Origin of the sequence: Tessaracoccus caeni (assembly GCF_029211185.1) — a bacterium.
Lineage (GTDB): Bacteria > Actinomycetota > Actinomycetes > Propionibacteriales > Propionibacteriaceae > Arachnia > Arachnia caeni.
In genome coordinates this window covers 1-26,221 of record NZ_JARGDO010000021.1, presented here as the reverse complement: position 1 = coordinate 26,221, position 26,221 = coordinate 1, and the positions used below count along the sequence as shown (strand labels likewise).

Below are 26,221 nucleotides of genomic sequence, written 5' to 3'. Positions count from 1 at the left end.
GGTTCATGGCATGGAACCTACTGGTCGCGTCTGACAGTTGCGTTCAGGGCGTGACAAGCGACTCCTGTGACCTTGGCTCGCGGCGGAGGGCGACCCGGGGAGCTGGGCCCAACTAGGCTTTGCTCGCCGGAGGGGCCTCATCCAGCGCTCGCACCATCCTTTGCAGAATCTCTCGGAGTTCGGAACGCGCCGGCTCCGCGAGATCCGTGGTGTATTCCACTCCCGCCGGAACCCACGACATGCCGTACATCGTCTCGCGGAAGTCCGTCCCGCCGACGGTCCAGCGCGTCTTGTCGTCGCCGATCGGCTCCGCACTCTGCCCCCACTGGCCGAAGTGGCTGCGCATCTCGTCGATCGGCATCTCCATCACGATGGTCGCCTCGACGGCCTGCCGCACCCACGAACGCGCCACCAGGATAAACTCCTCGACCTCCTCGGAGGTGAGCGGTCGGGGAGCGAAGGTGACCTGGGTGTGGTGGACGTTCTCCAGCCGGTCGACGCGGAAGGTGCGCCAGTCGCTCTTGTCGAGGTCCCAGCACAGCAGGTACCAGTGCCTCTCGGCGGGGGCGAGGGCGTGCGGCTCCACCCACCGCTGCGTCACGGCGCCGGAGGCTGCGGTGTAGGTGAAGCGCACGCGTTCGTTGTCGCGGCAGGCCAGGGCGAGCTCGGTCAGCACCTCGCTGGAGACCGCGGCACCGGAGCGGACGCCCGCCGGCTGCATCGCCTCCGCGATCGCCGAGACCCTCCGTCGCAGCGGCGCGGGCAGGATCTTCTCCAGCTTCGCGAGCGCGGTGACCGTCGTCTCGGGACCGGATACCAGGCGCTGCGACGCCGCCACCCGCAGCCCGACGGCGATGGCGACGGCCTCGTCGTCGGTGAGCAGTAGGGGAGGGAGCGCGCTGCCGGCCTCCAGTCGATACCCGCCGGCCAAGCCGGGAACCGACGCGATTCGGTAGCCCAGCTCGCGCAGCCGCTCCACGTCGCGACGAACCGTGCGCTCGGTGACGCCGAGCCGATCGGCCAGCTCGGAGCCGGCCCAGTGACGGTGGGTCTGCAGCAGGTTGAGCAGGGAGAGCGCTCGGGAGGTGGTGTCAGCCATGGATCCAGCATGCCAGGAATAGAGGACAGGATCTGTCCGCAACTGGTTTTACGGTGGTTTTCATGACGAACGAACCCATCATCGAGGTGCGCGGGCTCACCAAGCACTTCACCGTCGGAAAGAACACCGTCGAGGCCGTCAACGACCTCTCCTTCGAGGTACAGCCCGGCGAGCTCGTCGCCTGCCTGGGCCCCAACGGTGCAGGAAAGTCGACCACCCTGCGCATGCTCACCACCCTCATCCCGCCGACCGCCGGAACCGCCCGGGTGGTGGGCCACGACATCCACACGCAGAGCGCCGACGTGCGGCGCCGCATCGGCTACGTCGGCCAGCTCACCAGCGGCAGTTTCGCCCAGCGGGTGCGCGACGAGCTGATCAGCCAGGGCGCGTTCTACGGCATCGCGAAGGACGTGGCTTGGCGGCGTGCGGATGAGCTGATCGAGTCGCTCGACCTGGCCCCCTTCGCCACCCGCACCGTCCAGCAACTATCGGGCGGCCAGAAGCGACGCCTCGACGTGGCGCTCGGCCTGATGCACGCTCCGCCGCTGATTTTCCTCGACGAGCCGTCGACGGGCTTGGACCCGCAGAGCCGGGCCAACCTGTGGCAGCACATCATCGACCTGCGCGAGAAGCACGGCACCACCGTCTTCCTCACCACCCACTACCTGGAGGAGGCCGACCGCTACGCCGAGCGCGTCATGGTGATCGACCAGGGCCGGGTGATTGCCGACGACACCGCCGAGAAGCTCAAAGCCAACCTGGCCGGCGACGTCATCACCCTCACCTTCACCAGTGCGGATGACGCCAACCGTGCCACCCCGATCGTGGAGCGCCTGGCCCAGCGAGAGGTCCGCCTCTCCGGCGAAACCTCCACGACGACGCTGCCCGACGGCAAAGCTGCATTGGCAATGAAGGCTCGGGATGGCGATACAGCATCGAAGTCGAGGGTTCCGGATAGCCGGTCGGCGTTGAAGTTGACGACCCGGGAAAGCGAGAGGGCATTGACGCTGACGGTCCCGGACGGTGCCCGCCTCCTCCCGTACGCGATCCGCGAGTTGGATGCGGTGGGCATCCGCGTCGAACGAGCAACCGGCGTCCCGCCAACCCTCGACGACGTCTTCTTGGCTTTGACCGGCCGCACCCTCCGCGAAGCCGACGCAAACTCTCCCGACGCTCCTTGAGGTGCGAGACCACGCGCGAGGAACGAGCGCGGTGGGCGAGCCTCGAAAGGCCGCAACCATCCGCAGCAAACCCAACCACCGAGAACGGAAACACGATGACCACCACCAACACCACCCGATCCACCGTCGCCCGTGACACCTGGCACGTCCTGATCCGCGAACTCAAACCAGTAGCCCGCGACCCGTTCACCCTCATCTTCAGCCTCGTCCAGCCCCTGGTCTTCCTCGGCCTGTTCGCCCCACTGCTAGTAGCCCAGTCCGGCGCGCCAACGGGGGAGACCCTGCGCTGGTTCGTCCCTGGCGTGATCGTGATGATCGTCCTGTTCGGCACTGGGGCAGTGGGCTCCAACCTGCAGTACGAGATGATGACCGGCTCCCATGAGCGCACTCTGGTCGCTCCGCTCTCCCGCTCATCTCTCCTCATCGGCCGTGCACTCAAAGAGATCGTCCCGATCCTCGTCCAGGCTCTCCTGATTGTCCTGCTCTCAATGATCTTCGGCTTCCGCTTCAACCCCCTCGGCCTCCTGATTGGCCTGGCCATGCTGGCCGTCGTCAGCGTCGGACTCGGCTCGCTCTCCTACGCCCTTGCTCTGGCGACGAGGGACCGTGAATGGCTGTTCTGGGGTGTCCAGCAGACTCTCCTCTTCCCGTTGCTGATCCTCTCCGGAATGCTCCTGCCCCTCGACGGCGGCCCCGCCTGGATGCGCGCCGTCTCGACGGTCAACCCCGTCAACTGGGTGGTCCAGGCCGAACGCGCCCTCATCGCCGGCGACTTCACCAACACCGCAGTTCTCTGGGGATGGGTGGCTGCGGCCTTGCTCGCAGCACTCGGCCTGGCGGTCGGCGTCCGAGGCATGCGTCGGAGTAGCTGACCTGGTCTTGAGAGAGCTACAACGGACTCTCGACAACAATCTGCTCACCGGCGCTTCGAATTGGAAGCAATGCTGCTACGTCTGCATACGCGAAGACGGCGTGGACCGGGCCGCAGTCCTCGAGATGGATCTCCGACGGACCTCAGCGTGCGTGGAGCCGGTCCGACCGTCACGCGTTTCGCCTACTGGGTGATGGGCAGACCTCCGCATGCGCGGAGCCGGTGTCCTCACCGTCTGCACATCCCGGACCGAAACGGGCAGACCTCCGCATGCGCGGAGCCGGTGCTCCGGCCACGTCGGGGACTCCGGGCGGGGCGGCAGACCTCCGCTTGCGCGGAGCCGGTTGCCTGGCCCATGGTGATGCCTAGCTGTTTCGCGGCAGACCTCCGCGTGCGCGGAGCCAGTCCTTTCGGGGGAGTCGTTGCTCCTTGGCCTTTGGGCCGACCTCCGCATGCGCGGAGCCAGTGTGAAGACCGCGACGGCGCGGGACGCAGCGCGGGGCCGACCTCCGCATGCGCGGAGCCAGTGATCTGGTGAGCGAGGAGCAGATCCGGGGCTGGGGCAGACCTCCGCATGCGCGGAGCCAGTGATGAGGGTGCCGTATTCGGTGGGGAGGGGGCGGGCAGACCTCCGCATGCGCGGAGCCAGTTCCAACACCACGAGATGATCGACGGGCAGCGTGGGCAGACCTCCGCATGCGCGGAGCCAGTCGTACGTACCAGTCGTTGTACTCGATGTCGTTGGGCAGACCTCCGCATGCGCGGAGCCAGTACCCACGCGATCTGACCCAGCGTGTCTCCACTGGGCAGACCTCCGCATGCGCGGAGCCAGTCCCCTGGTGGTGAGCCGAAGCGGGCGGCCGCCGGGCAGACCTCCGCATGCGCGGAGCCAGTCCGGTGATCAGGGTTTCGGTGCCGCCGAGGACGGGCAGACCTCCGCATGCGCGGAGCCAGTATGAACCTGAACCTCAATCCCCGCTGCGAGCAGGGCAGACCTCCGCATGCGCGGAGCCAGTATGTCGTGCGGTCGGCGTGTGGTGGGCGCAAGGGGCAGACCTCCGCATGCGCGGAGCCAGTTCTCGGACCCGACACAGGTGGCGACCGCCCGCGGGCAGACCTCCGCATGCGCGGAGCCAGTCTGACACACCATCCCCGACAGCCCCGTGATGGGGGCAGACCTCCGCATGCGCGGAGCCAGTCAGGTGATGCTGCTAATGGTGAGACTGATTGGGGGCAGACCTCCGCATGCGCGGAGCCAGTCCTGGCTTCCGAGTGGTGACCGATCTTGATCGGGGCAGACCTCCGCATGCGCGGAGCCAGTGTGCGGCATGACGATCCGACGACCAATCGACCAGGGCAGACCTCCGCATGCGCGGAGCCAGTGGGGTGGTGGGCCGGATCGTGAGTGTCTCGATGGGCAGACCTCCGCATGCGCGGAGCCAGTGATTCGCAGCCGATCCGACGACCAATCGACCAGGGCAGACCTCCGCATGCGCGGAGCCAGTTCTATGAGTACCAGCGGGGCGAGCCGATGGGCAGGCAGACCTCCGCATGCGCGGAGCCAGTTTTCCAAGGAAAAAGTACGCGCCGCGTATGCGGGCAGACCTCCGCATGCGCGGAGCCAGTACCGCGCAAGCGGCGGACAAGGCCGCCCGCGGGGGCAGACCTCCGCATGCGCGGAGCCAGTCCCTCGCCGGTATCCGCAACACCGTCTATCTTGGGCAGACCTCCGCATGCGCGGAGCCAGTGTGGATGAGACCTGCTCCACGGGCGGGGTGGGGGGCAGACCTCCGCATGCGCGGAGCCAGTGGCGCCCCGAACGAGGAAGTGACCGGCCGCACGGGCAGACCTCCGCATGCGCGGAGCCAGTGCGATCGCCGCCGCGCGTGACGCTGCGGACGAGGGCAGACCTCCGCATGCGCGGAGCCAGTATCGAAGAGGGCTTCAACACGGTCCGGGAGTGGGGCAGACCTCCGCATGCGCGGAGCCAGTCTCCCTGGCTTTGCGGGCGTGGGTTGCTTCTTGGGCAGACCTCCGCATGCGCGGAGCCAGTGATCAGGCCGCCGCCGCTGATGCTGGAACCGCCGGCAGACCTCCGCATGCGCGGAGCCAGTGGCGGCGGGGCGTTCAGGTTCGAGGGGGAGGAGGGCAGACCTCCGCATGCGCGGAGCCAGTAAGCTGGCCGACGCCATCGCGGACCGCGCCAGCGGCAGACCTCCGCATGCGCGGAGCCAGTGCGAGTTCGGCCTGCGGGAAGATCACTTGCTGGGGCAGACCTCCGCATGCGCGGAGCCAGTCGACAACGGTGCGGCGCGATGCCGGGGGAGGGGGGCAGACCTCCGCATGCGCGGAGCCAGTGCTGGCGGGGTCGGGGCCCGGGATCGGGGCCGGGGCAGACCTCCGCATGCGCGGAGCCAGTGTCCTCACCCAGCTCGCCCACCGCCCCCGTCGCCGGCAGACCTCCGCATGCGCGGAGCCAGTTTCCTCGGCCTGGAGGAGGGATGCTTGGGCTGCCGGCAGACCTCCGCATGCGCGGAGCCAGTCTGTTCTTGATCGCCGACAAGATGCTGGAGATCGGCAGACCTCCGCATGCGCGGAGCCAGTATCAGCATCGCGCGGGACCTGCTCGCCCTTGCGGGCAGACCTCCGCATGCGCGGAGCCAGTCCGGCCTTATTGCCGTACTCCGACAGCCATACGGGCAGACCTCCGCATGCGCGGAGCCAGTTCGAGGACGGCACCGACTGGGCCACCGACATCAGGCAGACCTCCGCATGCGCGGAGCCAGTCCCATCGAGGAGATACCGACGATCAGTTCGCCGGGCAGACCTCCGCATGCGCGGAGCCAGTACTTGTTGACTACGGTCGATTGATGCCATGTCGCTGAATCTCTTTTAGTTCGGCTCTCGGAATGATCCGCCCGGACCAAACGATGTCAACGTCCTTCCGGTCAGACAGATACTCCCGCGAGGCGCAATAGACCCATTCGGCGCCAATCTCAGACCAAGCCCACGAACTTGGGGATCTCACTCCGATCGTCATCGAGCGCAGCATCTCAAAGCTGACTGATGTCGTCGGTATCGGGAGAACCAGAAGCAGGCGCCGACCAGATCTGGAGACGCCCAATGCCCCGGCGCCTGTGTTTCCTAGCCGAGCCATCGCGTAGAGTGCCAGCGGGGCAAGTGCTGTTTTAACCATGCGTTCGTCTCCAGGCGCACCCAGGCCATTGACCAGTGGTGCGGCACCTCGGGGTCTATCGAGGCCGCCATCACACGCCGTCGCCGAGTAACCCGAGTTGATGTCCTGCAAGGCACTGAGGCATTCATCAACCGCTTCTCTTCGCTCGGTGAATGCTAGAGCTACGCCCGGATAGGACGAGTTGTTCGCGAACGGAACAATTGGCAGCTCTACCTGATTGCCGGCGTCCGCCCTGCTTGCATCTCCGATTAGGCCGAGTACAAGCGACGCCGTGCTGTCGACTTCTGCACACCTCAATACGCTTCTCAATCGGTCGGCTGGCTTCAGCTTCTGGTTCTTCCTCCTGAGGCTCGCCCCCTTGACCAACAGTGTCTTGCTTACAAGTTCATCGCCTACTGCCCAACGCTCGCGATCTAGGGCATGCTCCACCAAGTCACGTAAGGGGAGCGCTGACTTCAGGATCGGAAATTGAGGGGCCGACCCATGAACCGCCCAGCGTAGGGCGGCTCCCTCGTCACCCAAGTCGACGGCAGCTGCCAGAAGCCCGACGGAGGCGAGCCAGCCGGTCAATGGGTGTGTGACTAGTCCCGGCAAGGCATGCTCAATGCCACCTTCCCGGCGTGACGATAACTCGTCTGGTCGCTCCCAGAAGTCAGGGTCCAAGGAGGAGAGAGTGCTCTTGGAGGGCAGTGCGATACTTTGAGCTTCTTGGATGGGGCTAGCTGAGGCTCTCCAATCGGCAAGCCGCAATACTGCCTCCAGGTATGCCAGCCCCCACGGTCCGAATCGAGCGTTGAGTTCGGCAAAGTCATCCGCATGCGAGTAGCCCTCGAGGTGGGTCGCCTGAAGAGGTGGCATTAAGGGGCGACACAGGCCATGGTGTGATCCGATCAAGTGGATTGCCAGCTTGCTCAACCGGTGTTGTCGAGCCACTTCAATGCTCTTCGCCTCATGGCGGAAACCTCTAGGGAGGCTCGAGGCCGCGCGTGCGATCCAATCGTCGTTGCGCAACGAGTTGCTGTCTTCAGAGACATTCGCGAGAGGCTTCGCAAGCAAGGGCAGACGTATCCCGCTAGGCATCCTCAGGTCTTCGGCAGTCACCTCGGCGGAGGATGTCCCTGCTAGGTAGCGCTGAAAGGGCGGGTACGCCTTGCCGATGTCATGAAAGCGGCCGGCAACACCCACGTCGGCGGCGAGGTCTTCGCGCAGACCAGCCGCTCGTCCGTCAGTCTCCGCCCAAGAGCCCACCTGTTCTTGGTGGGCGTCCAGGCTGATGAGGCTCGCAGGCACGTTGTATCCCGTGGTAGCGACAGTCACCGTGCACATCACCGCGCGGAGGTCCGGCGGACCGTCGAGGCCAATGGGGCGATCGACCAGAACCGTCACCTCAGTTCCGCTGGGCACTAGATCGAGAACGAAGCGCTGAAGTGCGGTACCAAGGGTTGTGGTGATTCGATCGAGTACGAAGTCAAGTGAGTCCTCGTCAGCGTCAGCGAGTGCGACAAGAAGGTCATCAATACCCTCGCGGTGGGCTCCCTGCCCTTCCAGATGGTCACATGCCTGTGTAAACAGTGATGCGCTGAGACACATGCTCAGCCGGATTCGCCTCCATCGGGCATAGCCCTTTTGCAACCCTTGAAGGGCCAAGGTGAGGTGTATGTCCTCAACGCTGCCTGGCGCTCCGGTCCAGCCGAGGTCGGGATCATAGCCCCCAGCTGAGCAAGGAAGGGTGACGCGCTCCGCAGCCAGCACTTGCCTGATTGATCGGGGAGTCCAGGCGCGTTCGTTTCGGCCACTCCACACTTTTAGTTCACGGAGATCGAGAGCGGCAGGCCTTTGCGACGAAACCTCATCAGCAGCTAGATCTGGGAGATCTGAGATGGGCTCCTTGTCGGAAGGTGCTTCTCCGCGAAGGAGACGAGCAAGGGCAGAACGGGGAATCGAGACAATCTCCTCCGCTGCGACTGCTCCGATCTTGGCTTCCGCAAGGCCATCCACTTGCGCCCGCCATGCCACCTCGATCTCTCGGTTCACCGGCCGATCGGGGCCAGTCACGAAAGCCTCAACCGGGAGATCGGGTGAAGGAGACGGCCGGGTATGTGTCATGAGAGGCAGTAGACCCGCATGTAGAGTCGCCGCGCGCGGGATCTGCCTATCAAGTCGTTGATCTTCATGCTGCCATCCCAGTTCAGACAATGCAGCCGGTGAAACGTCGATGCCGCCAGGCTGCTCGCTCTCAGCCTGTTCAAGCAACTCAACAGCACCCAGCACCGCGTCCTCCCCGTAGACCGCTTTTGTCCCGGAGCGCACGGAGCCGGTTGCCGCCATGATGAGGTAGGCCTCGGCGGTCTGCGGTTCCGCGCGACGGTTGAGGCGCCCGAGTCGTTGCACCAACGCGCTCCAAGAGGCAGCCTCAGTGACGAGTGCATCGAAACTCAGGTCTACGCCGACCTCCAGGCACTGGGTCGTGACGGTAATGGCGGTGAGGTCAGCTTCTTGCGTTCGATCGAAGCGCCGGAACCGTGACGTAATGAGTTGGGTTTGATCTGCCCATCTGTGATTTTTCTGCAGGAGCCTATACACGTCTTGTGCAAGCCCCACGGTATTGGCGAATACCACCACCGAGCGGTCGTCGGCCGCCAAGCTCGTCGCCCGTGTCACCATGGCCCTAGCGGTATCGATATCGGATCCGCTTTTCGTTCGCTCGAGATGAAGGCGCTTCGGGGCACGGAAAAGCCGTTCGGCAGATGTCTCACTACCCCCGAGGTTATCGACACCTAGCGTGAGTACTGAGCCGTTGTCCAGCCCGTCTACTGCTGTGGGGGGAAGCGTTGCGCCCATCAAGACCGTATGACCGAGTGGGATGCCAAGGGCTTCAGCAGCCCGAGCCTGGAGCCGTTCGGCGTCGAGGATTGTCTGGACTGCGGGAGTCGCCAGGTGAGGCTCATCAAAGAGAACGAGACGGTCCACTCCAACTAGCCCCGCATCGATCGGGCGACGAGATGGCGAGACGGCGAACGCACGCATGAGGAGGCGTGACACGTACTGGTGTGGCGTCAGCGTCACGATGCTGCAGCCGGTGGCGCGCAACCAGGCGGTGTCGCGCGCGCTCTCGCCGTGTATCGAGCCCACGACGATGGGGATGTCATCGCCAGGCCCGAGGAGGTGGCAGAGAGCTGCCCGGATAGGGCCAATCACGGGGTGGTCTACGCCTCCGTTGATTGTCTCAGCGAACTTTCCGACGAGCCCGTGGGTATCGTGCACCAAGGTCCGTCGGTTCACGACGTGGAAAATCCGCTGCGGCGCCGTTCGCGGTCGACCGTGGTGGAGCTGCGATGCCAAGTGGTAGATCGCGATCAGGATGGTTGCGGTCTTGCCCAGACCCGTTGGTATCTCGACGCGGGATGGTATGTCGTCGTCCTGCATTCTCCGGGCGAGTTCGCTCTGCCATCGGTGGGGTACGTGACCGGTGGCAGCGAGAAAGAAATCCGGGAAGGGGGGAAACGGTGTTGTCATCTCTTCTCCCTGGGACGGAATGTACCGAAGCCGTAGTCGGTTGCGGCGCCGAGCAGCAGCGGGCCCTCGATTGGCTTGGAGAGGACAACCTCTGCCCACCACTGGTCCAGCCCATCTGCGAGGTGGGCGTTCGACCATCTACCGTCGCGTCGGATACGCGGAGTGCGGTGCAGTTGGAGATCGACGACCTCAGCGTCGTAAAGCTCACCGAGTTCAGCGGCCAGTTGGTAGGCCACGACGCGTCGGTCGGGGAACGCCCGGAGCGGAGTGACGGAATACCAGGCCTCCGTCGGTCCCATCCAAGTCCCTGACTCAAGTGCGTTCGAGTCACGCACGACAAGCCCCCTTTCCTGTGCTGGGAGCAACGCGACAGTCTGAACCAGAATGCGCTCAGCCACAGCTGCCTCTTCGGATGACGGAGCGTCGCGGCCGGCCGGCCTAAGGCCGAACCCGACACACCTACCGTCACCATTCATCCTTGGGTCGTCTGTCTCGTGGCTGATTGTGAGAGGGAACAGCCGCCACCCGGGGGTCTTTTCTGCTAGCTGAGCTTGCAGCACGGGCATGAGTTTGGGAATCCGATTGTTCGGTACGGCGCGGGTCAACTGAGCGGTAGGCAGTTGGGCCCGGCTCTCCGGTTTTCGATAGTCGTAGGTTAGTGGCCAGACGAATCCCGTCGCTGGAATGGGCGGCAGCCGCGTGACTGCAGGGTCATCACCGAAGATCCTCTGATAGTTGTTCTCAAACCAGTCGACGGTGTTTGGCTGCCAGCCGTGTGTCGGGCCTCCGGCGTGGGGGTACCAGCGGACCACAGAGGCAGGGCGCGGCGTCGGTGGACCGGATGCCGTGATGGAGACGTCGGCAGGGCTTTTCGAGGTGCCGAAATAGGGCACCTGTGCGGCAGCGGCGTCGAGAGCCATGAGTTCGGCATTGTCGCAGTCAAGATCGACGTAGAAGTGGATGTCCTTGCCTGCGAGTACCACGCCGTCCTGAGGTTTGAGGGTGCGCGAAACAGAGTCCATGTTCATCACGGAGAGGTCGAGGAACTTGCTGATGCCACCTGCGGCCTTCTCTTCAGGAAGCCATGTTCTCGGGGCGTAGGTGGGGGGAAGGCCGAGAACTCGGTGACTAGGCGTGTCGATGACAGGCGGAGGAGTCGCGGCGACTCGTTGAAGGGCCTCGAGTGCGCGCCTTCGACGGGGATCACTCTCTCTGAGGGCATAGGCTCCCGCGATGAGAGCGCCAAGGACACGACGGGGTGACGGCGGCCAGTCAGGAACTCCTGTGTCCCGAAGCCCGTGGTAGGTGTCGCGATACAACGCGACCTTGATGGTGATCACAGCTCACTCTTCGGAAATGAGGGTCTTCGCATCGGAGGCCACGCGCTGCCCGATGATCTCCAGCTCCGGGCCAGAGAACTGGAGGGTGATCGGTTCAGCGAAGCTCAGACCGACACCCTCAGCTTCGAGGATCGCCTCATGTAACGCCTCTGCGATCTCTGCCAGCGTCGCAACCGGCAGTGCTTCAGGCGTGCGCTGGCCACGACGACGCCATCCCCATCTCTCGTCCACCGGAACCAGCGCGCAGCCTGAGCGAAGGAACCCGTCTTCCGTGGCCAGAGCATGTCCAGCAAGGGAGAGCAACGTGAGCACGGTGGTGGCGGTTACCGACTGCTCTTGGTTCGGGTAGCGCAGGCTACGCAAGAGCTGGAGCGACACGCTGCCTTGCTCAAGAATGAACTCGCAGAGGAAAGATCTCGTCCCAGGCTGTGCGGGGATCTGGCCAAAGCCGGCCAGAGACGGCCTGGTCTGTTTGGTTGACGTTGCTTTGACAGTGAGGGAGTTGTCGGAGTTGACGGTGACGCCTGTGGTGTTGATTGCGCCGCCTGTTGGATCGAGCTTGGTTGCACCACTTGCAACAGGGTGCGCCCCAAGTCCGACAATCTCGGAAGAGAAGGCTCGTGCGAGTCGGTGACGGGCCGCGACACCTGAGGAGACCCAGAAACCAAAGATGGCAGCGTTGGGGAAGTAGCGGTAGAGCAGATCGGCCCGTTCTGCGGATGCTGCGGCGATAAGTGACTTCACCCGGGACGCATCAGCCGTGCCTTCAATGGTCCCGACGTCCTGTTGCCAAACGAGGCGCTTGTCATCGGTAGTCGCAAACTTGATCCATGCGTCGTTCTGACGGTGGGCAAGTTCCCATGTGCTGAAGGAGCGCCGCAGGGCATCCGCGAGTTGAGGATCCTTGGCAGTCTCGGCAGCAGGTCGTCCGTCGACGATGATGCCGGGCAACCGGAGTCCAAGGCGATCCTGGCACCGCCAGGCAGCCAGTTCCGCTCGTCCGGCCTGGGCTTGGACGCTGTTGAGCACGATCCGAGAGGCGAGCCGTGGTGTGGAGTCTTGGTTTCGTTGAAGGCCGCTGTACCAGCCGCCGTCGGCAGGTTCAGGCACAAACGCCTCCGGTGTGAACGCGTGCTGCGCTGGGCCGCCCTTTTCTTTCGGTGCGTAGGTGGGCGGAGCGACCGGGGTGGCGGGACCGCTGAGGGGCTCATAGTCAACCTCAAATACGAGGCCGGAAATGGACTCGTCGGAGACATGTGCCTTGATGTTGTCGAGAAGTGACATGGTGTTGCCTTTCAGTTGTTTGGGTATTAGGCCGGCACTGTCGTCGGTCTTGGTGATCGGCGAGAAGTCAGGAGGCAGGCTGGAGACGGATGAGGCCGAGCCCATAGTTGCGACCCTTGCCCGTTCCTTGGCGGAGCGCATCCGCGAACAAGTTGGGGTCAATCACTCGAGCACGAGCGCGAATCTCGACGTATGGGATGCCCGTCTTCCTGCCGCCCAGCGCGGCGTAGCTAAGTTTCCCCACCTCGACAGCGTCAGGTAGAGGCTCAAGGCCGATGGCCTGGAGGCGGCCGATGGCCCATGTGGTCCGTTCCTCCTCGGGCACGATGACGAGTCGTGAGCGGTATGCCTTGCCGAGCAGCTTCTTGCCGTCTGGGCCTTTGCGCTCGAGCTCAGCGCGTAGCGGCTCTGGTGTGCGGGAGGGAGGAGTCTTCTGGCAACTGCGGTGGACAACCAGCTGGACAAGTTCTCCCGCTGCTGGTGCATTCACGGTGGTGCTCTTCTGCGCCTCGCCGAGTTTTCCAGGCCAGACGGGAGCATCTCTGGCCTGCACTGTCAAGAGGGCGGCTGCGGCGTCGATGTGCCAGAGGAGATTCAGTTCGTGCCGCGGAGTTGCCCCCAGACCTCTGCGGTAGGCCGAGAGCACATGAACATGCCCCCGCTCACGATTTCGGGCTAGCAACTGCAGCACGGGTGGACTCAGAAGATAGGTGGTGGACTGTGAGGTCTCGTGCTGTCTCATGCGTGTACTCGCTTCTAACAGGATATTTTTGTGTCCTTGTAGCCTGGCGCCGGTCATCTGTATGGCGACGCGGTGGCTCCTAGGGTACGCTGAAGGGGACACTTGGGGTGTCGTCCACGCGAGATATCTCGCGGTGTGCCGAGGATCTTCTTCGGTCCTTGTTTGAGGATATGTGCTTCGCGCATGCGGAGGTGGCGGACGCGCCAAGGTGGCGTCGGTTGCTCGTTGTATCCTGGTCGACTGCCTTGATGTAGAAGGGGGGCTCCGTGGCTGATTCAACGTTGACGCTCGCGACGCTGCGCGCGGGCCAGCGCCTCCGAGGGCTGGCGCCGGGCCAGACCGTCACGCTGATCGCGATCGACCCCATCGACGCGGGACTGTTCGAGGTCTTCTACCGTGACGATTCCGGTCGCAGCGGTGCCCGCGCGATTACCGATGCTGACGCGGCGCGCTTCGAGATCGCGGGCGACTTCGACTCTGCTCCGGCTTACGACGCAGACCCGGACGAGTTCCGGCTCGCGGCCGAGGCCCTGCGGATCAAGTATGCGGCACTGTATGACCCGATGGTCGCCGTCAACAGCTCCGACGTTGACCCGCTGCCGCACCAGATTCGCGCGGTCTACGAAGAGCTGTTGCCGCGCATCCCGTTGCGGTTCCTGCTCGCCGACGATCCCGGTGCGGGCAAGACGATCATGGCCGGCCTGTACCTGAAGGAGCTGATCCTGCGCTCGGACTGCGAGCGGGCGATCATCGTTGCCCCTGGTGGTCTGGTTGAGCAGTGGCGTGAGGAGCTGTCGAGCAAGTTCGATCTGCGTTTCGAGGTGTTCAGCCGCCAGATGGTCGATGACGCCCAGGGCCGTAACGTCTTCGCGGAGCACCCGTTCCTGATCGCTCGCATGGACCAGCTCTCGCGGAGCGTTGACCTGATCGAGCAGCTCGGTGAGGTCACCTGGGATGCCGCCGTCGTGGACGAGGCGCATCGTATGTCGGCGCACTACTCGTCGTGGGCGGGCGAGGTCGATGAGACCAAGCGGTTCAAGCTCGGACGCCTGCTGGCCGAGACTGCGCACAACTTCCTGTTGATGACCGCGACCCCGCACGCGGGCAAGGAAGAGGACTTCCAGCTGTTCATGTCGCTGCTGGACCGCGACCGCTTCGAGGGCCAGTACCGCCAAGGCGTGCACCGCACAGACACCCACGGCCTGATGCGCCGCATGGTGAAGGAAGACCTACTCACGTTCGAGGGCAAGCCACTGTTCCCCGAACGCAAGGCCTACACCGTCGAGTACGAGCTCAGCCCCGCCGAGCGGGAACTCTACGAGCTGGTCACCGACTACGTCCGCACCGAAATGGGACGAGCCGAACGGATCGCGCAGGCAGGCGACAAGAAGCGCGGCAACAACGTCGGCTTCGCGCTCACCGTGCTCCAGCGACGCCTGGCCTCCAGCCCGGAAGCGATCCTGCGATCGCTGGAACGACGCCAGCAACGCCTCGACACGAAGCTGCGCGACATGCAACGTGTCACCGAGACAGCCCGCCTGACCGGTGCCGTCGCCCAGCTACCGATCGACGATGCTGCGCTCCCGGCGTTCTCGATTGACGACTTCGAGGACTTCGACGAGGAGACCACCGACGACGAACGCGCCCAGTTCGAGGAACAAGCCGACCAAGTGGTCGATCTCGCGACCGCGGCGCAGACGATCCCCGAGCTACGGGCCGAGATCGCGATCCTCGAAGACCTCATCAAGGTCGCCCGCCGCGTCAGGCTGCAAGACGACGACAAGAAGTGGGTGCAGCTGCGCACCATCCTCGACGAGCAGCTCCTGACCCACGACGGTTCCGGCGACGCGCGCAAGATCATCATCTTCACCGAGCACCGCGACACGCTCGACTACCTGCACGCCAAGATCACCGCGCAGTTCGGGCGCGCGGACTCGGTCATCACGATCCACGGCGGCACCCGCCGCGAGGATCGCAAGCTCGCCCGTGAACGCTTCACCCACAACCCCGACACCGTGGTCCTGCTCGCCACCGACGCCGCCGGTGAAGGGTTGAACCTTCAGCGCGCGCACCTGATGGTGAACTACGACCTGCCGTGGAACCCGAACCGCATCGAGCAGCGCTTCGGACGCATCCACCGCATCGGCCAGCGCGAGGTCTGCCACCTGTGGAACATGGTCGCCCGAGACACCCGCGAGGGCGACGTGTTCACCCGGCTGCTGGCGAAGATCGACCAGATGTCGATCGCCTACAACGGCAACCTGTTCAACGTGCTCGGCGACGCCGACGCCTTCCAAGAACGCTCACTGCGCGACCTGCTGATCGAGGCGATCCGCTACGGCGACCAACCCCAGGTCAAGGCCAAGCTCGACCGCATCATCGACGCCGGAGTCTCCCACGGCCTCGATGAGATGCTCGCCGAACGAGCACTCCACCCTGAGATGTTCAGCGCGCTCAACCTTGATGAGGTCCGGGCGCGGATGGAGAAGGCCCGCGAGCGTCGTCTCCAGCCCGGCTACATCGCCGCGTTCTTCATTCCTGCGCTCGCTCGCCTCGGCGGGCGCATCCGCAAGCGTGAGAAGGGCCGCTACGAGATCACCCGCGTCCCGGCACGAGTGATCGACACCGCGCGTCGCCTCAACCGGTGGGCACCCGTTGCCGAGCAGTACGAGCGCATCACCTTCGAGCTCGCGCGAATGCACCCCGACGGACTCGCCGACGCCGCCCTCATCGCACCCGGGCACCCACTGCTGCACGCAGTGATCGAAGCCACCATCGACGACCTCGGCCCCACGCTCAAGCAAGGCACCGTGCTCGTTGACCGCCGCACCAAGCAGACCGACGCCCCGATGCTGATGTTCAGCGTCGAGCAGCGCATCGAGAACACCGCGGCCGATGCCGACACCGTCTCCCACCACTTCAACTACCCGCTCCTCGAACAAGATGGCACCGTCACCGTCTCCGCAGCCCCGCCGTACCTCGACTACGACCGCCCCGAACCCGGCGAAGCCGAAGCCATCACCGAGATCGTCAGCAGTGACTGGGCGCGGCAGAACCACGAGAAACTCGTGCGCGCCTGGGCCTACCGTGAAGGGCTCCAGCCCCGCATGGACGAGATCAAGACCCGCCTCGACATCGAAACCGCGCGAACCCGGGCGCAGGTGAAAGATCGGCTGTTGGCCGAGATCAACCACTGGGACCGCGAGCACAACCGCCTCGAAGCACTCGAACGCGCAGGAACCGTCGGCCGACTCCGCGCTGAGACCGCACTCGTCCGCGCCCGCCAGCTCGACGAACGCCTCAACCACAGGCTCGAACAACTCAACGAAGCCACCAACCTCGTCGCCGTACCCGCCGTCATCCGAGGCGCAGCACTCGTCATCCCCAGCGACATCCTCACCACCGACGAAGCACCCGCGCCGCAGACCTTCGCCCGCCAGACCGAGGAAGTCGAACGCCGAGCCGTTGACGCCGTGCTCGCCACTGAGCGCGCGCTCAGACGCGAGCCGGTCGAGATGCCTCGCAACAACCCCGGCTACGACATCCAGTCCACCGACACTCAAGGCTTCGTCCACTACATCGAGGTCAAGGGCCGGATCGAGGGCTCGGACACCTTCACGATCACCACGAACGAGATCACCTTCGCTCAGACCCAGGGAGACCGGCACCGGCTCGCACTGGTCGAAGTATCGACCAGCGGCCAGGAGCAGGATCAACTGCGCTACGTGAGCGATGCCTTCGCCCACCTCGAACCATCCGCGACCACCCATTCCTACAACGAGGTCTGGCGCGACTACTGGGAACGCGGAGGACCACCGCGATGACCCACACCACCGACAACCAGACCAACGCCAGCGAGAGAAGCACCGTGACCGACGCACCCAAGAAGAAGCTCATCGAAGTCTCGCTTCCACTCGAAGCGATCAACGCTGAAGCATCTCGGGAGAAGTCGATCCGGCATGGCCACCCATCGACCCTGCACCTGTACTGGGCGCGCCGACCACTCGCAGCTGCACGAGCGGTCCTGTTCGCACAGCTCGTCGATGATCCCTCGTCACGACCCGACGAGTTCCCCACGGTGGAAGCGCAAGACGCCGAACGCGCCCGACTCCATGCGCTGATCGAGAAGCTCGTCGTGTGGGAAAACAGCAACGACGAGACGATCCTCCGACAGGCTCGCGATGAGATTCGCAAGAGCAACGACGGCGAGTTGCCTGCTGTGCTCGACCCCTTCGCTGGAGGCGGTGCAATCCCGCTGGAAGCACAGCGTCTCGGCCTTGAAGCCCACGCCAGTGACTTGAACCCGTTAGCTGTGCTCATCAACAAGGCGCTCATTGAGATACCGTCGAAGTTCGCCGACTGGATTCCCGTGTTTCCGGGGACCGAGGGAACCCGCAACAGTTGGTCACGCGCTGAGGGTCTTGCTGAGGACGTGCGCAAGTACGGTGGGTGGATACATGCCGAGGCACAGTCGCGCATCGGCCATCTCTACCCCACGGTAAACGTGCCCGGAAACGGCGAGTGTCCCGTGATCGCCTGGATATGGGCGCGTACGATCATGAGCCCCAACCCTGCGAATCCGATCGAGGTCCCGCTCGTACGCTCTTGGTGGCTCAGCAAGAAGAAGGGGAAGGAGACCTGGGTCGAGGCAACCGTCGTGGACGATCGCGTCCGCTACGAAGTCCGTCACACCAAGGATGGCCCAATTGGGCCTGAAGACGGTACCGTGATTCGGGGAAACGGTCGCGCAATTGGTGACTCGACTGTCATCCCGAATGCCTACATCCGCGCTGAAGCCAAGGCGAAGCGAATGGGGGCACACCTCATCGGAATCGTCGCAGAAAGTGGAGGCGGACGAGTTTACGTTTCGCCTGAGGCCCGGCACGCTGATTCGGCCAATGTGGAACGGCCTCTCGAAGTACCCACGCAAGAGGTTCCCACGCGCAACCATGATGTGGACCGGTTGCCCATGTACGGGATGCCTACCTGGGCTGACGCCTTCACGAACCGGCAGCTTGTTACGCTGTCAACCCTGAGCGACCTCGTGATTGAAGTGCGCGAACGTGTTCTTGAGGATGCGCGCGCCGCTGGCGTGGAGAGCGGAGATAGGCTCGAAAGAGGTGGACTGGGAGCCGAAGCGTATGCCGATGCAGTGGCAACCTATCTTGCGCTCGCCGTGAGCCGCACCGCCGACCTGAACAATAGCCTTGTGTCCTGGTCCAACGGTCGTGATCAAGCCCGCAACCTATTCGCGCGGCAGGCGATACCAATGACCTGGGACTATGTGGAAGTTAACCCGTTCGCTGGTGCGGCCGGAGACCTCGGAGTCTCGGTTGAGACGGCTGCGAAAGCCATAGAGCGTCTACCTTGTGGAGTCGAGGGAACTGCGGAACAGGCAAATGCGATGGCACGTGACTACGCACATGTAGCCGTATCTACGGACCCTCCGTACTACGACAACATCGGCTACTCTGACCTGTCGGATTTCTTCTACGTCTGGTTGCGCAGGTCACTCCGCGACATACAAGCCGGCACAGTCGGGACCATGCTCACTCCCAAGACCGATGAGTTGGTCGCGAACCCTAACCGTCACAATGGGCGAGTTGGCGCTGAGGAATTCTTTGTCGAAGGCTTCAACACTGTATTCAAGCGCGTGCGTGCTGGTGCAACTGAATCTATTCCGCTGACTGTTTACTACGCCTACAAGCAACAAGACACGCGAGATGCCGGAACATCCTCGACTGGCTGGCACACTCTGCTCAGCGGCCTTATCGACGCAGGGTGGGAGATCACGGCAACTTGGCCCATGCGCAGTGAGCGCGGAGGGAGGATGATCAGTGTCGGAACAAACGCGCTGGCATCTTCTATCGTCCTTTCGTGCAGGCCCAGACCCGAGAATGCGCCAGCGACGACGCGTCGCGCGTTTGTCGCGGCACTGAAGTCGGAACTTCCTGAGGCGCTGCGCAAGCTCATCCAGGGTTCGATTGCGCCGGTTGACTTGGCGCAGGCCGCGATTGGTCCGGGTATCTCGGTGTTCTCTCGATACTCACGCGTGCGTGAGGCCGATGGATCGGACATGAGCGTGAAGGATGCGCTACTGCTCATCAACTCAACGCTTGACGAGGTGATCGGTGAGCAGGAGTCCGACTTTGACCCGGACACGCGTTTCGCCGTGAAGTGGTACCGACAGTACGGCTGGGGCCAGGAGAATTCAGGCATCGCCGACCAGCTCGCCCGTTCCTCCGACACATCAGTCGGTGCTCTGGAGCGCGGCGGCATTTTCGAGGCAAAAGGCGGCAAGGCCCAACTCCTACCCCCGGCACAGCTTGACGGCACCTGGGACGCCACAGCCGACGAGCGCGTCAGCGTGTGGGAGGCGACCGTCCGGCTCGCTGCGGTGATGGCCAAGGAGGGTGCCGACAAGGTGGCTGAGCTGCTGCCGTCGGTGCAGACGCGCGTGAACCTGGATGCGGTGAAGGAGTTGGGCTTCCTGCTGTTCCACGAGGCGGAGAAGAAGAAGGACACGAAGGACGCGATCCTCTTCAACGGTCTGGTGAGTGCTTGGGGCGACGTGAACGAGCAGGCGCGCAAGTTCGCCTCGACTCCGCGTTCGCCGCAGCAGGCATTCGACTTCGATGAGGACGAGGATTAGGTCATGGCTCGGAACCCGGACGAAGCTCAGATTGGTGCCACCGTGAGGCACCAATCTGACGACGGTCTCTCTCCGTTCCGGGCCCTCGCAGAGTCCGCCAGCACCGAAGGCGGCGAACTCGTTGATCGCGTCTCGCTGCTGATCGAGCAGACTCGCGCTGTGGTGGCTTCGCAGGCCAACGCAGCGCTGACGCTGATGAACTGGCGGATTGGCCGCATGGTCGATGTCGAGTTGCTCAAGGAGAGCCGTGCAGGTTATGGCCAGGAGATTGTTGCCTCGCTGGGGCAACAATTGGGCGAGCGTTTCGGTCGGGGATTTGATCGCACCAACCTGACGCGGATGGTCAGGTTCGCCCAGCAGTTTCCCGACCCCGAGATTGTTGCCCCGCTGGCGCAACAATTGAGTTGGACACACTTCAAGGCGATCTTGCCTGTCAAGACACCCGAGGCACGGGCCTTCTACATCGATGAGGCGATTGCCCGAAGACTCAGCGTGCGCGAACTCCGCCACGTGATCGAGCGGAAGGCATTCGAGCGCCGCGAGATCGCTGACTCTCAGATCCCAGAGGGGTCAGCTATACCGCTTGACGCGTTCCGCGACCCGATGCTGCTAGACATGCTCGGACTGCATGACTCCTTCCGAGAGAGCGAACTCGAGGAGGCGATCGTGAGGGCGCTGGAGCCTGTGCTGCTCGAGGTTGGCCGAGGCTGGGCCTTCATCGAGCGCCAGAAGCGCATGACTTTCGATGGCGACGACTACCACCTTGACCTGCTGTTCTTTTCCCGCCCGCTGCGCCGGCTGATCGCCGTTGAGCTCAAGATCGGGAAGTTCAAGCCGAGCTACAAGGGGCAGATGGACTTCTACCTGAAGTGGCTGAATCGGTACGAGCGTCAAGAAGACGAGCACGCGCCCATCGGTCTCATCTTGTGCACCGAGGCCAGTCGAGAGCAGATCGAGCTGCTGGAGATGCACAAGGATGGGATCGTGGTCGCCGAGTATTGGACAACACTCCCACCGAAAGCGGAACTCCAAGCGCGAATCCAGGCGATCTATCGGGAGGCGCAGGAGCGGATCACTCGGAGGCAGCTCATCGCCGCCTCCGAGGAGGACATCGATGAGTAGGCATTGGCAAGGGCTGCACGCGGCCTCGTCGGCAGCAAGTAGTGGGTTCTAGGAGGAAACGATGGCGTTGAACAACCGGGATCGAGTGGGCAAGGCGTTCGACCTTCTCTCCGAAGGACTCGTCGATGAGGTCGATGAAGTGATGACGCGCGCCTACAAGACCGCTGACTGGCCTACGGCGTGGGCGAAGGAAGACGCCCAGCGCCGGGGTGGTCCGCTGCGCACGATGACGAAGCATGACGTTCAGGTGCAGCTTCGCGCCGTCACGGAGCAGGGCTACCACTTCAAGGATGTGTTGTCCCGCGCCCAGCAGGGCTTTGCGTCCGAGCTGCGAGAGACCCGGAACCTGTGGGCTCACAACGAGCCCTTCAGTTCCGACGACGCCGCCCGCGCGCTGGACACGATTGAGCGTCTGCTCCACGCCGTCGGCGCGGTGGATTCCGCCGAGGACGTTCGGAAGCTCCGTGTCGATCTGCAGCGCACGGTGTTCGAGGATCAGACCCGTAAGCAAGTCAAGCGCACCAAGGTGTCCCTCGATCCCGGTTCCGGGCTTCGTCCGTGGCGCGAGGTGATCCGCCCCCACGATGACGTGGCCCGTGGCGCGTTCACCGCCTCAGAGTTCGCGGCCGATCTGCACGTGGTCCACACCGGGCAGGCAACGAGCCCGGAGTACGGCGACCCGGTTGAGTTCTTCACCCGCACCTATCTCACCGAGGGTCTGCGTGATCTGCTGTCGCGTGCGCTGCGGCGGGTGAACGGTGAGGCCGGGGCGAGCCCGGTGGTGAACCTTCAGACCAACTTCGGTGGCGGCAAGACCCACTCGATGCTCGCCTTGTACCACCTGTTCAGCGGCACACCGGCCAAGAGCTTTCCGCAGGAACTCCAAGAACTCATCGCCGCGAACGGCAACCCCGACCTCGGTGCGCTCGACGTCAAGCGTGTCGCGCTGGTCGGTACCTACCTGCAGGCCGGCGCTCGGATCCTCAAGGAGGATGGCACTGAGGTCCGTACCCTGTGGGGCGAACTTGCCTGGCAGTTGGGTGGGCGCGAAGCCTACGACCTGATCGCCGAGGACGACCGTGCTGGCACCAACCCTGGCGAGGCGCTACGCACCCTGATCGTGCGGTACTCGCCGTCGCTGATCCTGATCGATGAATGGGTCGCCTATGCGCGACAGCTCGTCACCGACAAAGAACTCCCGTCCGGTTCGTTCGAGACGCAGTTCACCTTTGCTCAGTCCCTGACTGAGATCGTGCGTTCCGTGCCGGGTGTGATGCTCGTGGTATCGATCCCGGCATCCGATACGGGCACCGAGGGACACGGGAGCGACATCGAGATCGGTGGCACAAACGGTCAGCTTGCACTGGAGCGCCTTCAGAACGTGATCCGTCGCGTCGCGGACCAGTGGCGTCCGTCGAGCAAGGACGAGTCCTTTGAGATCGTGCGCCGTCGCCTGTTCCAGGCGCCGAACGCCGAGGGGCTCACCACCATCTCTGCTGTGGCGCGCAGCTTCGCGAGTCTCTATTTGAGCAATGGTGCGCTTTTCCCGAGGGAGACGGTGGCATCGAACGCCGACTACGAGATGCGCATCCGCGCCTCCTATCCGTTGCATCCCGAGCTGCTCGATCGGCTGTATGAGGACTGGTCGACGCTGGAGCGGTTCCAGCGTACGCGAGGTGTGCTGAAGCTGGTCTCGTCGATCGTGCACGAGCTGTGGGCATCCAACGACACCTCGCCTCTGATCCTGCCCGGCAACGTGCCCCTGGATGCGACGACCGTGAACACGGACCTGACGCAGTACCTCGAAGACCAGTGGAAGCCGATCATCGACTCCGACATCGACGGCCCCGGATCAACTGCACAGCGGATCGACCTCGACCGCCCCAACCTCGGCCAACGGTTCGTCACCCAGCGCATCGCCCGCACGATCTTCATGGGTGCCGCCCCGCGAAGCAAGAGCGCACGGAAGGGACTCGACAAGCAGTACCTCTGGCTCGGCACCGCGATCCCCGGCGACACGCTCGGCAACTTCGGCAGCGCCGTCGAACTGCTAGCGCAGCGCTCGACGTACTTCTACGAGGAACAGGGCCACTACTGGTTCGACACGCAACCCTCGGTCACGAAGACCGCGAACGACTACGCCGAGCGACTCCGTGAGGATGTCGAGACTGTCTGGAACGAGATCAGCCGACGCCTACGGGCTGAAGAGCGCTCACGGGGCCTCTTTGATCGAGTTCATGTTGCGCCCGCATCCTCTGCAGATATTCCGGATCTCGAGGACACACGACTCGTCGTCGCTCATCCAAGGCACGCCCGGCGCAAGCAAGATGGTACCGACTCACCGGCGCATGCCTGGGTTCGCGACGCTATCGAGAGCAAGGGTGCCAGCCAGCGTATCCATCGCAACACCTTGATCTTCCTGCTCGCGGACAAGAGCCAGCTGGAAAGCCTCGAAGCGGCCACTCGCAGCTACTTGGGGTGGCAGAAAGTCCAGTCCACTAGCGACAGCCTCAACCTATCGACACAGCAGCGTAAGCAGACCGATGACTGGGTGGCTCGGCTCGATCAGACGGTTTTTGACCGCATCCGCGACACCTTTATCTGGGCCATTTACCCTGAGCAGTTCGACCCCACCAAGCCCTTCGAGCTTGTCGCCGACCGCGTGCCCGATTCTGGCGGACGCTCGCTCGCGGAGCGCGTCAGCACAAAGCTCGCCCGCGAGGACCAACTCGTCACCGACTTCGGCGCTGCGATTTTGGGGACTACGCTGCACAACGAACTAGGAGCGGTCTGGCAAGAGAGGGGCGAGCTGTCGACTGGTCAGCTGTGGGGATACTTCACCCGCTATACCTACATGCCGAGACTCGTGCGCCGCGAAGTTCTCGACGACGCGATCGACAAATCGTTGTCTACCGCGCTGCTGGACAACGAGCAGTTCGCTATCGCAACAGGCAAGGACCATGCGACAGACCGGTACCTCGGCCTCATGCTGCCTGGCGAGACACCGGTGCACTCAGTCCAGATCACCGACAGCACATTGCTTGTCTCCGCCGGCCGTGCCCGTACTCAGATCGTCAAAGACAAGTTGGCTTCGCTTGCGCAACAGGAGACACATACTCCCGATGACGGCCCGCTCACGCCTGTGCCTGGTGACCTCAGCTGGGGAACGCCAGTCGGCCGCATCGAGCAGCAGTCTGAGGCCGCTGAAGAGCCGGAACCAGCCGTATCAAGGTTCTTTGGCTCAGTGACAATTGACCCCGAACGGTACTCCCGCGATATCGGCAACGTGACCCGTGAGATCATTGATCGACTGGCCGGCACGGGAGCAAAGCTCGAGATCACGATCGACATCCAGGCCACCAAGCCGGAGGGCTTCGACGAGTCTGAGATCCGCACCATCGGAGAGAACGCCCGGGTTCTCAAGTTCGACCCCAGCTCCGGTTTCGAGAAGAGCTGAGCAGCGCGTGTATCTGAAACGAATTGAGGTCCAGGGGTATCGGGCGTCGGCAAACTCGCCGATTACCTGCGAGCTGGGTGGGCGCTTTTCCCTGATTCTCGGCGCAAACGGCTCGGGGAAGACGACCATTAACGAAGCGATCGCCCTAGCCCATCCCCGTAGCTTTCCTCGGCTCGCACCGATCGATGCCACAGCGCTGGGCGACAGGCCACGTATGGTTCGCGTGGAGTACGAGTTTGAGACCGATTCTTCTCACGAGGGCGCGCTGGGACAGTTTCGAAGGCGGCGGAGCCTCGATGCGCCGAGTTGGGCGCGCCCGCTGGAACGCTCACTTGGGCAGGTCCGCGCCGGGCGACCGCTCGAGTCGTCCGACGAGTACGACAGCATCAGGCTGGTGCATTTACCGGCGTTGCGCAATCCAGTGGATGATCTGTCTCGGCGAGATGCTCGAATTCTTCTCGAACTACTGCGTGCCGATGAGCGAAGACATCCAGAGACCGGCGGTCTTCGATCGCTCCGCGCACAGGCGGAGGCAATGCTCAGTTCGCTCGCAACACACCCACTTGTCGAGAACGTTGAGGACCGCATCGCTGACAATCTCACGATCATCAGTGGTGGGCTACAAGGGCACCATGCGTTCGTCGGTACTCAAACCGTCGATGACACCTATCTTGCACGAGTGTTCGAGATGCTCCTGGCGCTGCTACCGGATCGAGGGGCAGCTCGTCGCCTGCAAGTGTCCAGTTTGGGCTACGTTAACCTTCTGCATATTGCAGTGACACTTGCAGGCATTCCAGATCCCGGAAGCACGCCGCTACAGGGCGGGGGAGGCGAAGGGGCAGTGACGGAGGAGAGTCAAGTCAAGGACGCGCTGGAAAGGCTCGCCCAAGCAACAGAGGCTGCCGATGCGGATGCAGACTCCTTCTATCCTGAACTCTTTCACGCGACGGTCTTGATTGAGGAGCCAGAAGCACACCTTCACCCGCAGCTCCAGTACGGCCTCATCCGCTATCTTCGCCGACTGGTTGAAGACCGCCCCGACATCCAGGTGATCGTGACGACTCACTCGGCGGATCTCGCGGCAGCCTGCGATCCCGAAGAACTTGTCATCATCCGAAAGAACGCCGAGAACCAAACACTCTCACGCCGTGTGGCGGATTTGCCACTGAGCGAGAGGCTCACGGGCGAGCTGTTCCAACAAACTCGGCTGCACCTCGACGCAACCCGATCCGCCGCACTGTTCGCTGACAGAGTCCTTATCGTCGAGGGCGTCACCGAGGCCAGCATCCTCAGACTTCTTGGCCGGGCCTGGGCGGGTAAAGACGTGACACGCGTCGGATTTATCGACTCACTTGCGATTCTGCCAGTCGGCCACAAGGTCGGGCAGTGGCCGATCCGCCTACTTGCGACGCCTGATCACGAACTCGTGACCCGAGCCGCTGCCGTTGCCGATACAGACCTGCGCGGTACGCCTCTGCCCGATCCACAGCCACCGGCGTGGCACTCGGAACTAGACAAACGTTCAGCGCGCTTCTTCTGGTCGAGGCCGACACTGGAGCCCTCGCTTGTCGAAGGTAACGAGGAGCTCATCAAGCAAGCCTTCGTGGCTTGCGGACTCGATATACAAGATCCAGTGAGCCTTATTCAGGCGGTGGCCCAGTGGTGTAGAGCGACCACGGTGGAGATCGTGTTTTTGAATGTTCGGTATGGGCGTCGGTAGTCGGTATGCAGGATGCCCCAGTTCTTGAAGTGAGCGATCAC

Annotated in this window: 12 protein-coding genes and 1 CRISPR repeat array; of the genes, 7 read left to right on the top strand and 5 right to left on the bottom strand. The window is 63.6% G+C overall.

Translation table 11 applies throughout. From position 1 onward, the window contains the following. Positions 1-112 precede the first annotated feature (112 nt). Positions 113-1,099, bottom strand: a complete 987-nt coding sequence (locus P0D62_RS16060) for a helix-turn-helix transcriptional regulator (protein ID WP_275703559.1) — start codon at positions 1,097-1,099, stop codon at positions 113-115. A gap of 62 nt (positions 1,100-1,161) precedes the next feature. Between P0D62_RS16060 and P0D62_RS16055 the strand changes: the two genes are divergently transcribed. Both P0D62_RS16055 and P0D62_RS16050 read left to right on the top strand, forming a co-directional pair. Next, positions 1,162-2,280 (top strand): ABC transporter ATP-binding protein, encoded by a 1,119-nt coding sequence (locus tag P0D62_RS16055; protein WP_275703558.1) that lies wholly within the window; start codon positions 1,162-1,164, stop codon positions 2,278-2,280. Positions 2,281-2,375: 95 nt separating this feature from the next. Then, complete coding sequence (locus P0D62_RS16050) at positions 2,376-3,152, top strand: ABC transporter permease (RefSeq protein ID WP_275703557.1); 777 nt, start codon at positions 2,376-2,378, stop codon at positions 3,150-3,152. Positions 3,153-3,346: 194 nt separating this feature from the next. After that, positions 3,347-5,999: direct repeats of the CRISPR family, unit length 29 nt; unit sequence GGGCAGACCTCCGCATGCGCGGAGCCAGT. Between the two features lie 9 nt (positions 6,000-6,008). On the opposite strand, the gene cas3g is transcribed toward P0D62_RS16050, so the two are convergent. Genes cas3g through P0D62_RS16030 form a run of 4 tightly spaced genes read right to left on the bottom strand, consistent with a single transcriptional unit; the run spans position 6,009 to position 13,229 of the window. Continuing rightward, on the bottom strand, positions 6,009-9,863 hold the full coding sequence (cas3g, locus tag P0D62_RS16045) for a type I-G CRISPR-associated helicase/endonuclease Cas3g (protein ID WP_275703556.1): 3,855 nt from the start codon (positions 9,861-9,863) through the stop codon (positions 6,009-6,011). After that, positions 9,860-11,203 carry a type I-G CRISPR-associated protein Csb2 gene (gene csb2, locus P0D62_RS16040; protein ID WP_275703555.1) on the bottom strand — a complete coding sequence of 448 codons (1,344 nt, stop codon included), beginning with the start codon at positions 11,201-11,203 and terminating at the stop codon, positions 9,860-9,862. Before csb2 ends, cas3g begins: the two co-directional genes overlap by 4 nt. A gap of 3 nt (positions 11,204-11,206) precedes the next feature. Then, a complete protein-coding gene (locus P0D62_RS16035) occupies positions 11,207-12,592 on the bottom strand; it encodes a type I-G CRISPR-associated protein Cas7 (RefSeq protein ID WP_275703554.1) in 1,386 nt (461 codons plus the stop codon). Next, on the bottom strand, positions 12,555-13,229 hold the full coding sequence (locus P0D62_RS16030) for a type I-E CRISPR-associated protein Cas6/Cse3/CasE (protein WP_275703553.1): 675 nt from the start codon (positions 13,227-13,229) through the stop codon (positions 12,555-12,557). Before P0D62_RS16030 ends, P0D62_RS16035 begins: the two co-directional genes overlap by 38 nt. A gap of 266 nt (positions 13,230-13,495) precedes the next feature. Between P0D62_RS16030 and P0D62_RS16025 the strand changes: the two genes are divergently transcribed. The 5 genes from P0D62_RS16025 (at position 13,496) to P0D62_RS16005 (ending at position 26,180) form a co-directional block, all read left to right on the top strand. Then, positions 13,496-17,053, top strand: a complete 3,558-nt coding sequence (locus P0D62_RS16025; RefSeq protein WP_275703552.1) for a helicase-related protein — start codon at positions 13,496-13,498, stop codon at positions 17,051-17,053. Then, positions 17,050-19,881, top strand: coding sequence for a DUF1156 domain-containing protein (locus P0D62_RS16020; RefSeq protein WP_275703551.1), 2,832 nt, complete (start codon positions 17,050-17,052; stop codon positions 19,879-19,881). The genes P0D62_RS16025 and P0D62_RS16020 overlap by 4 nt, the downstream gene beginning before the upstream one ends. Positions 19,882-19,884: 3 nt before the next feature. Next, positions 19,885-21,003 (top strand): PDDEXK nuclease domain-containing protein, encoded by a 1,119-nt coding sequence (locus P0D62_RS16015; protein ID WP_275703550.1) that lies wholly within the window; start codon positions 19,885-19,887, stop codon positions 21,001-21,003. Between the two features lie 61 nt (positions 21,004-21,064). Then, positions 21,065-24,460, top strand: coding sequence for a Swt1 family HEPN domain-containing protein (locus tag P0D62_RS16010; RefSeq protein WP_275703549.1), 3,396 nt, complete (start codon positions 21,065-21,067; stop codon positions 24,458-24,460). Positions 24,461-24,467: 7 nt separating this feature from the next. Continuing rightward, the gene (locus tag P0D62_RS16005) at positions 24,468-26,180 is read left to right on the top strand and encodes an ATP-dependent nuclease (protein ID WP_275703548.1); all 1,713 of its coding nucleotides are present in this window, start codon (positions 24,468-24,470) and stop codon (positions 26,178-26,180) included. Positions 26,181-26,221 lie beyond the last annotated feature (41 nt).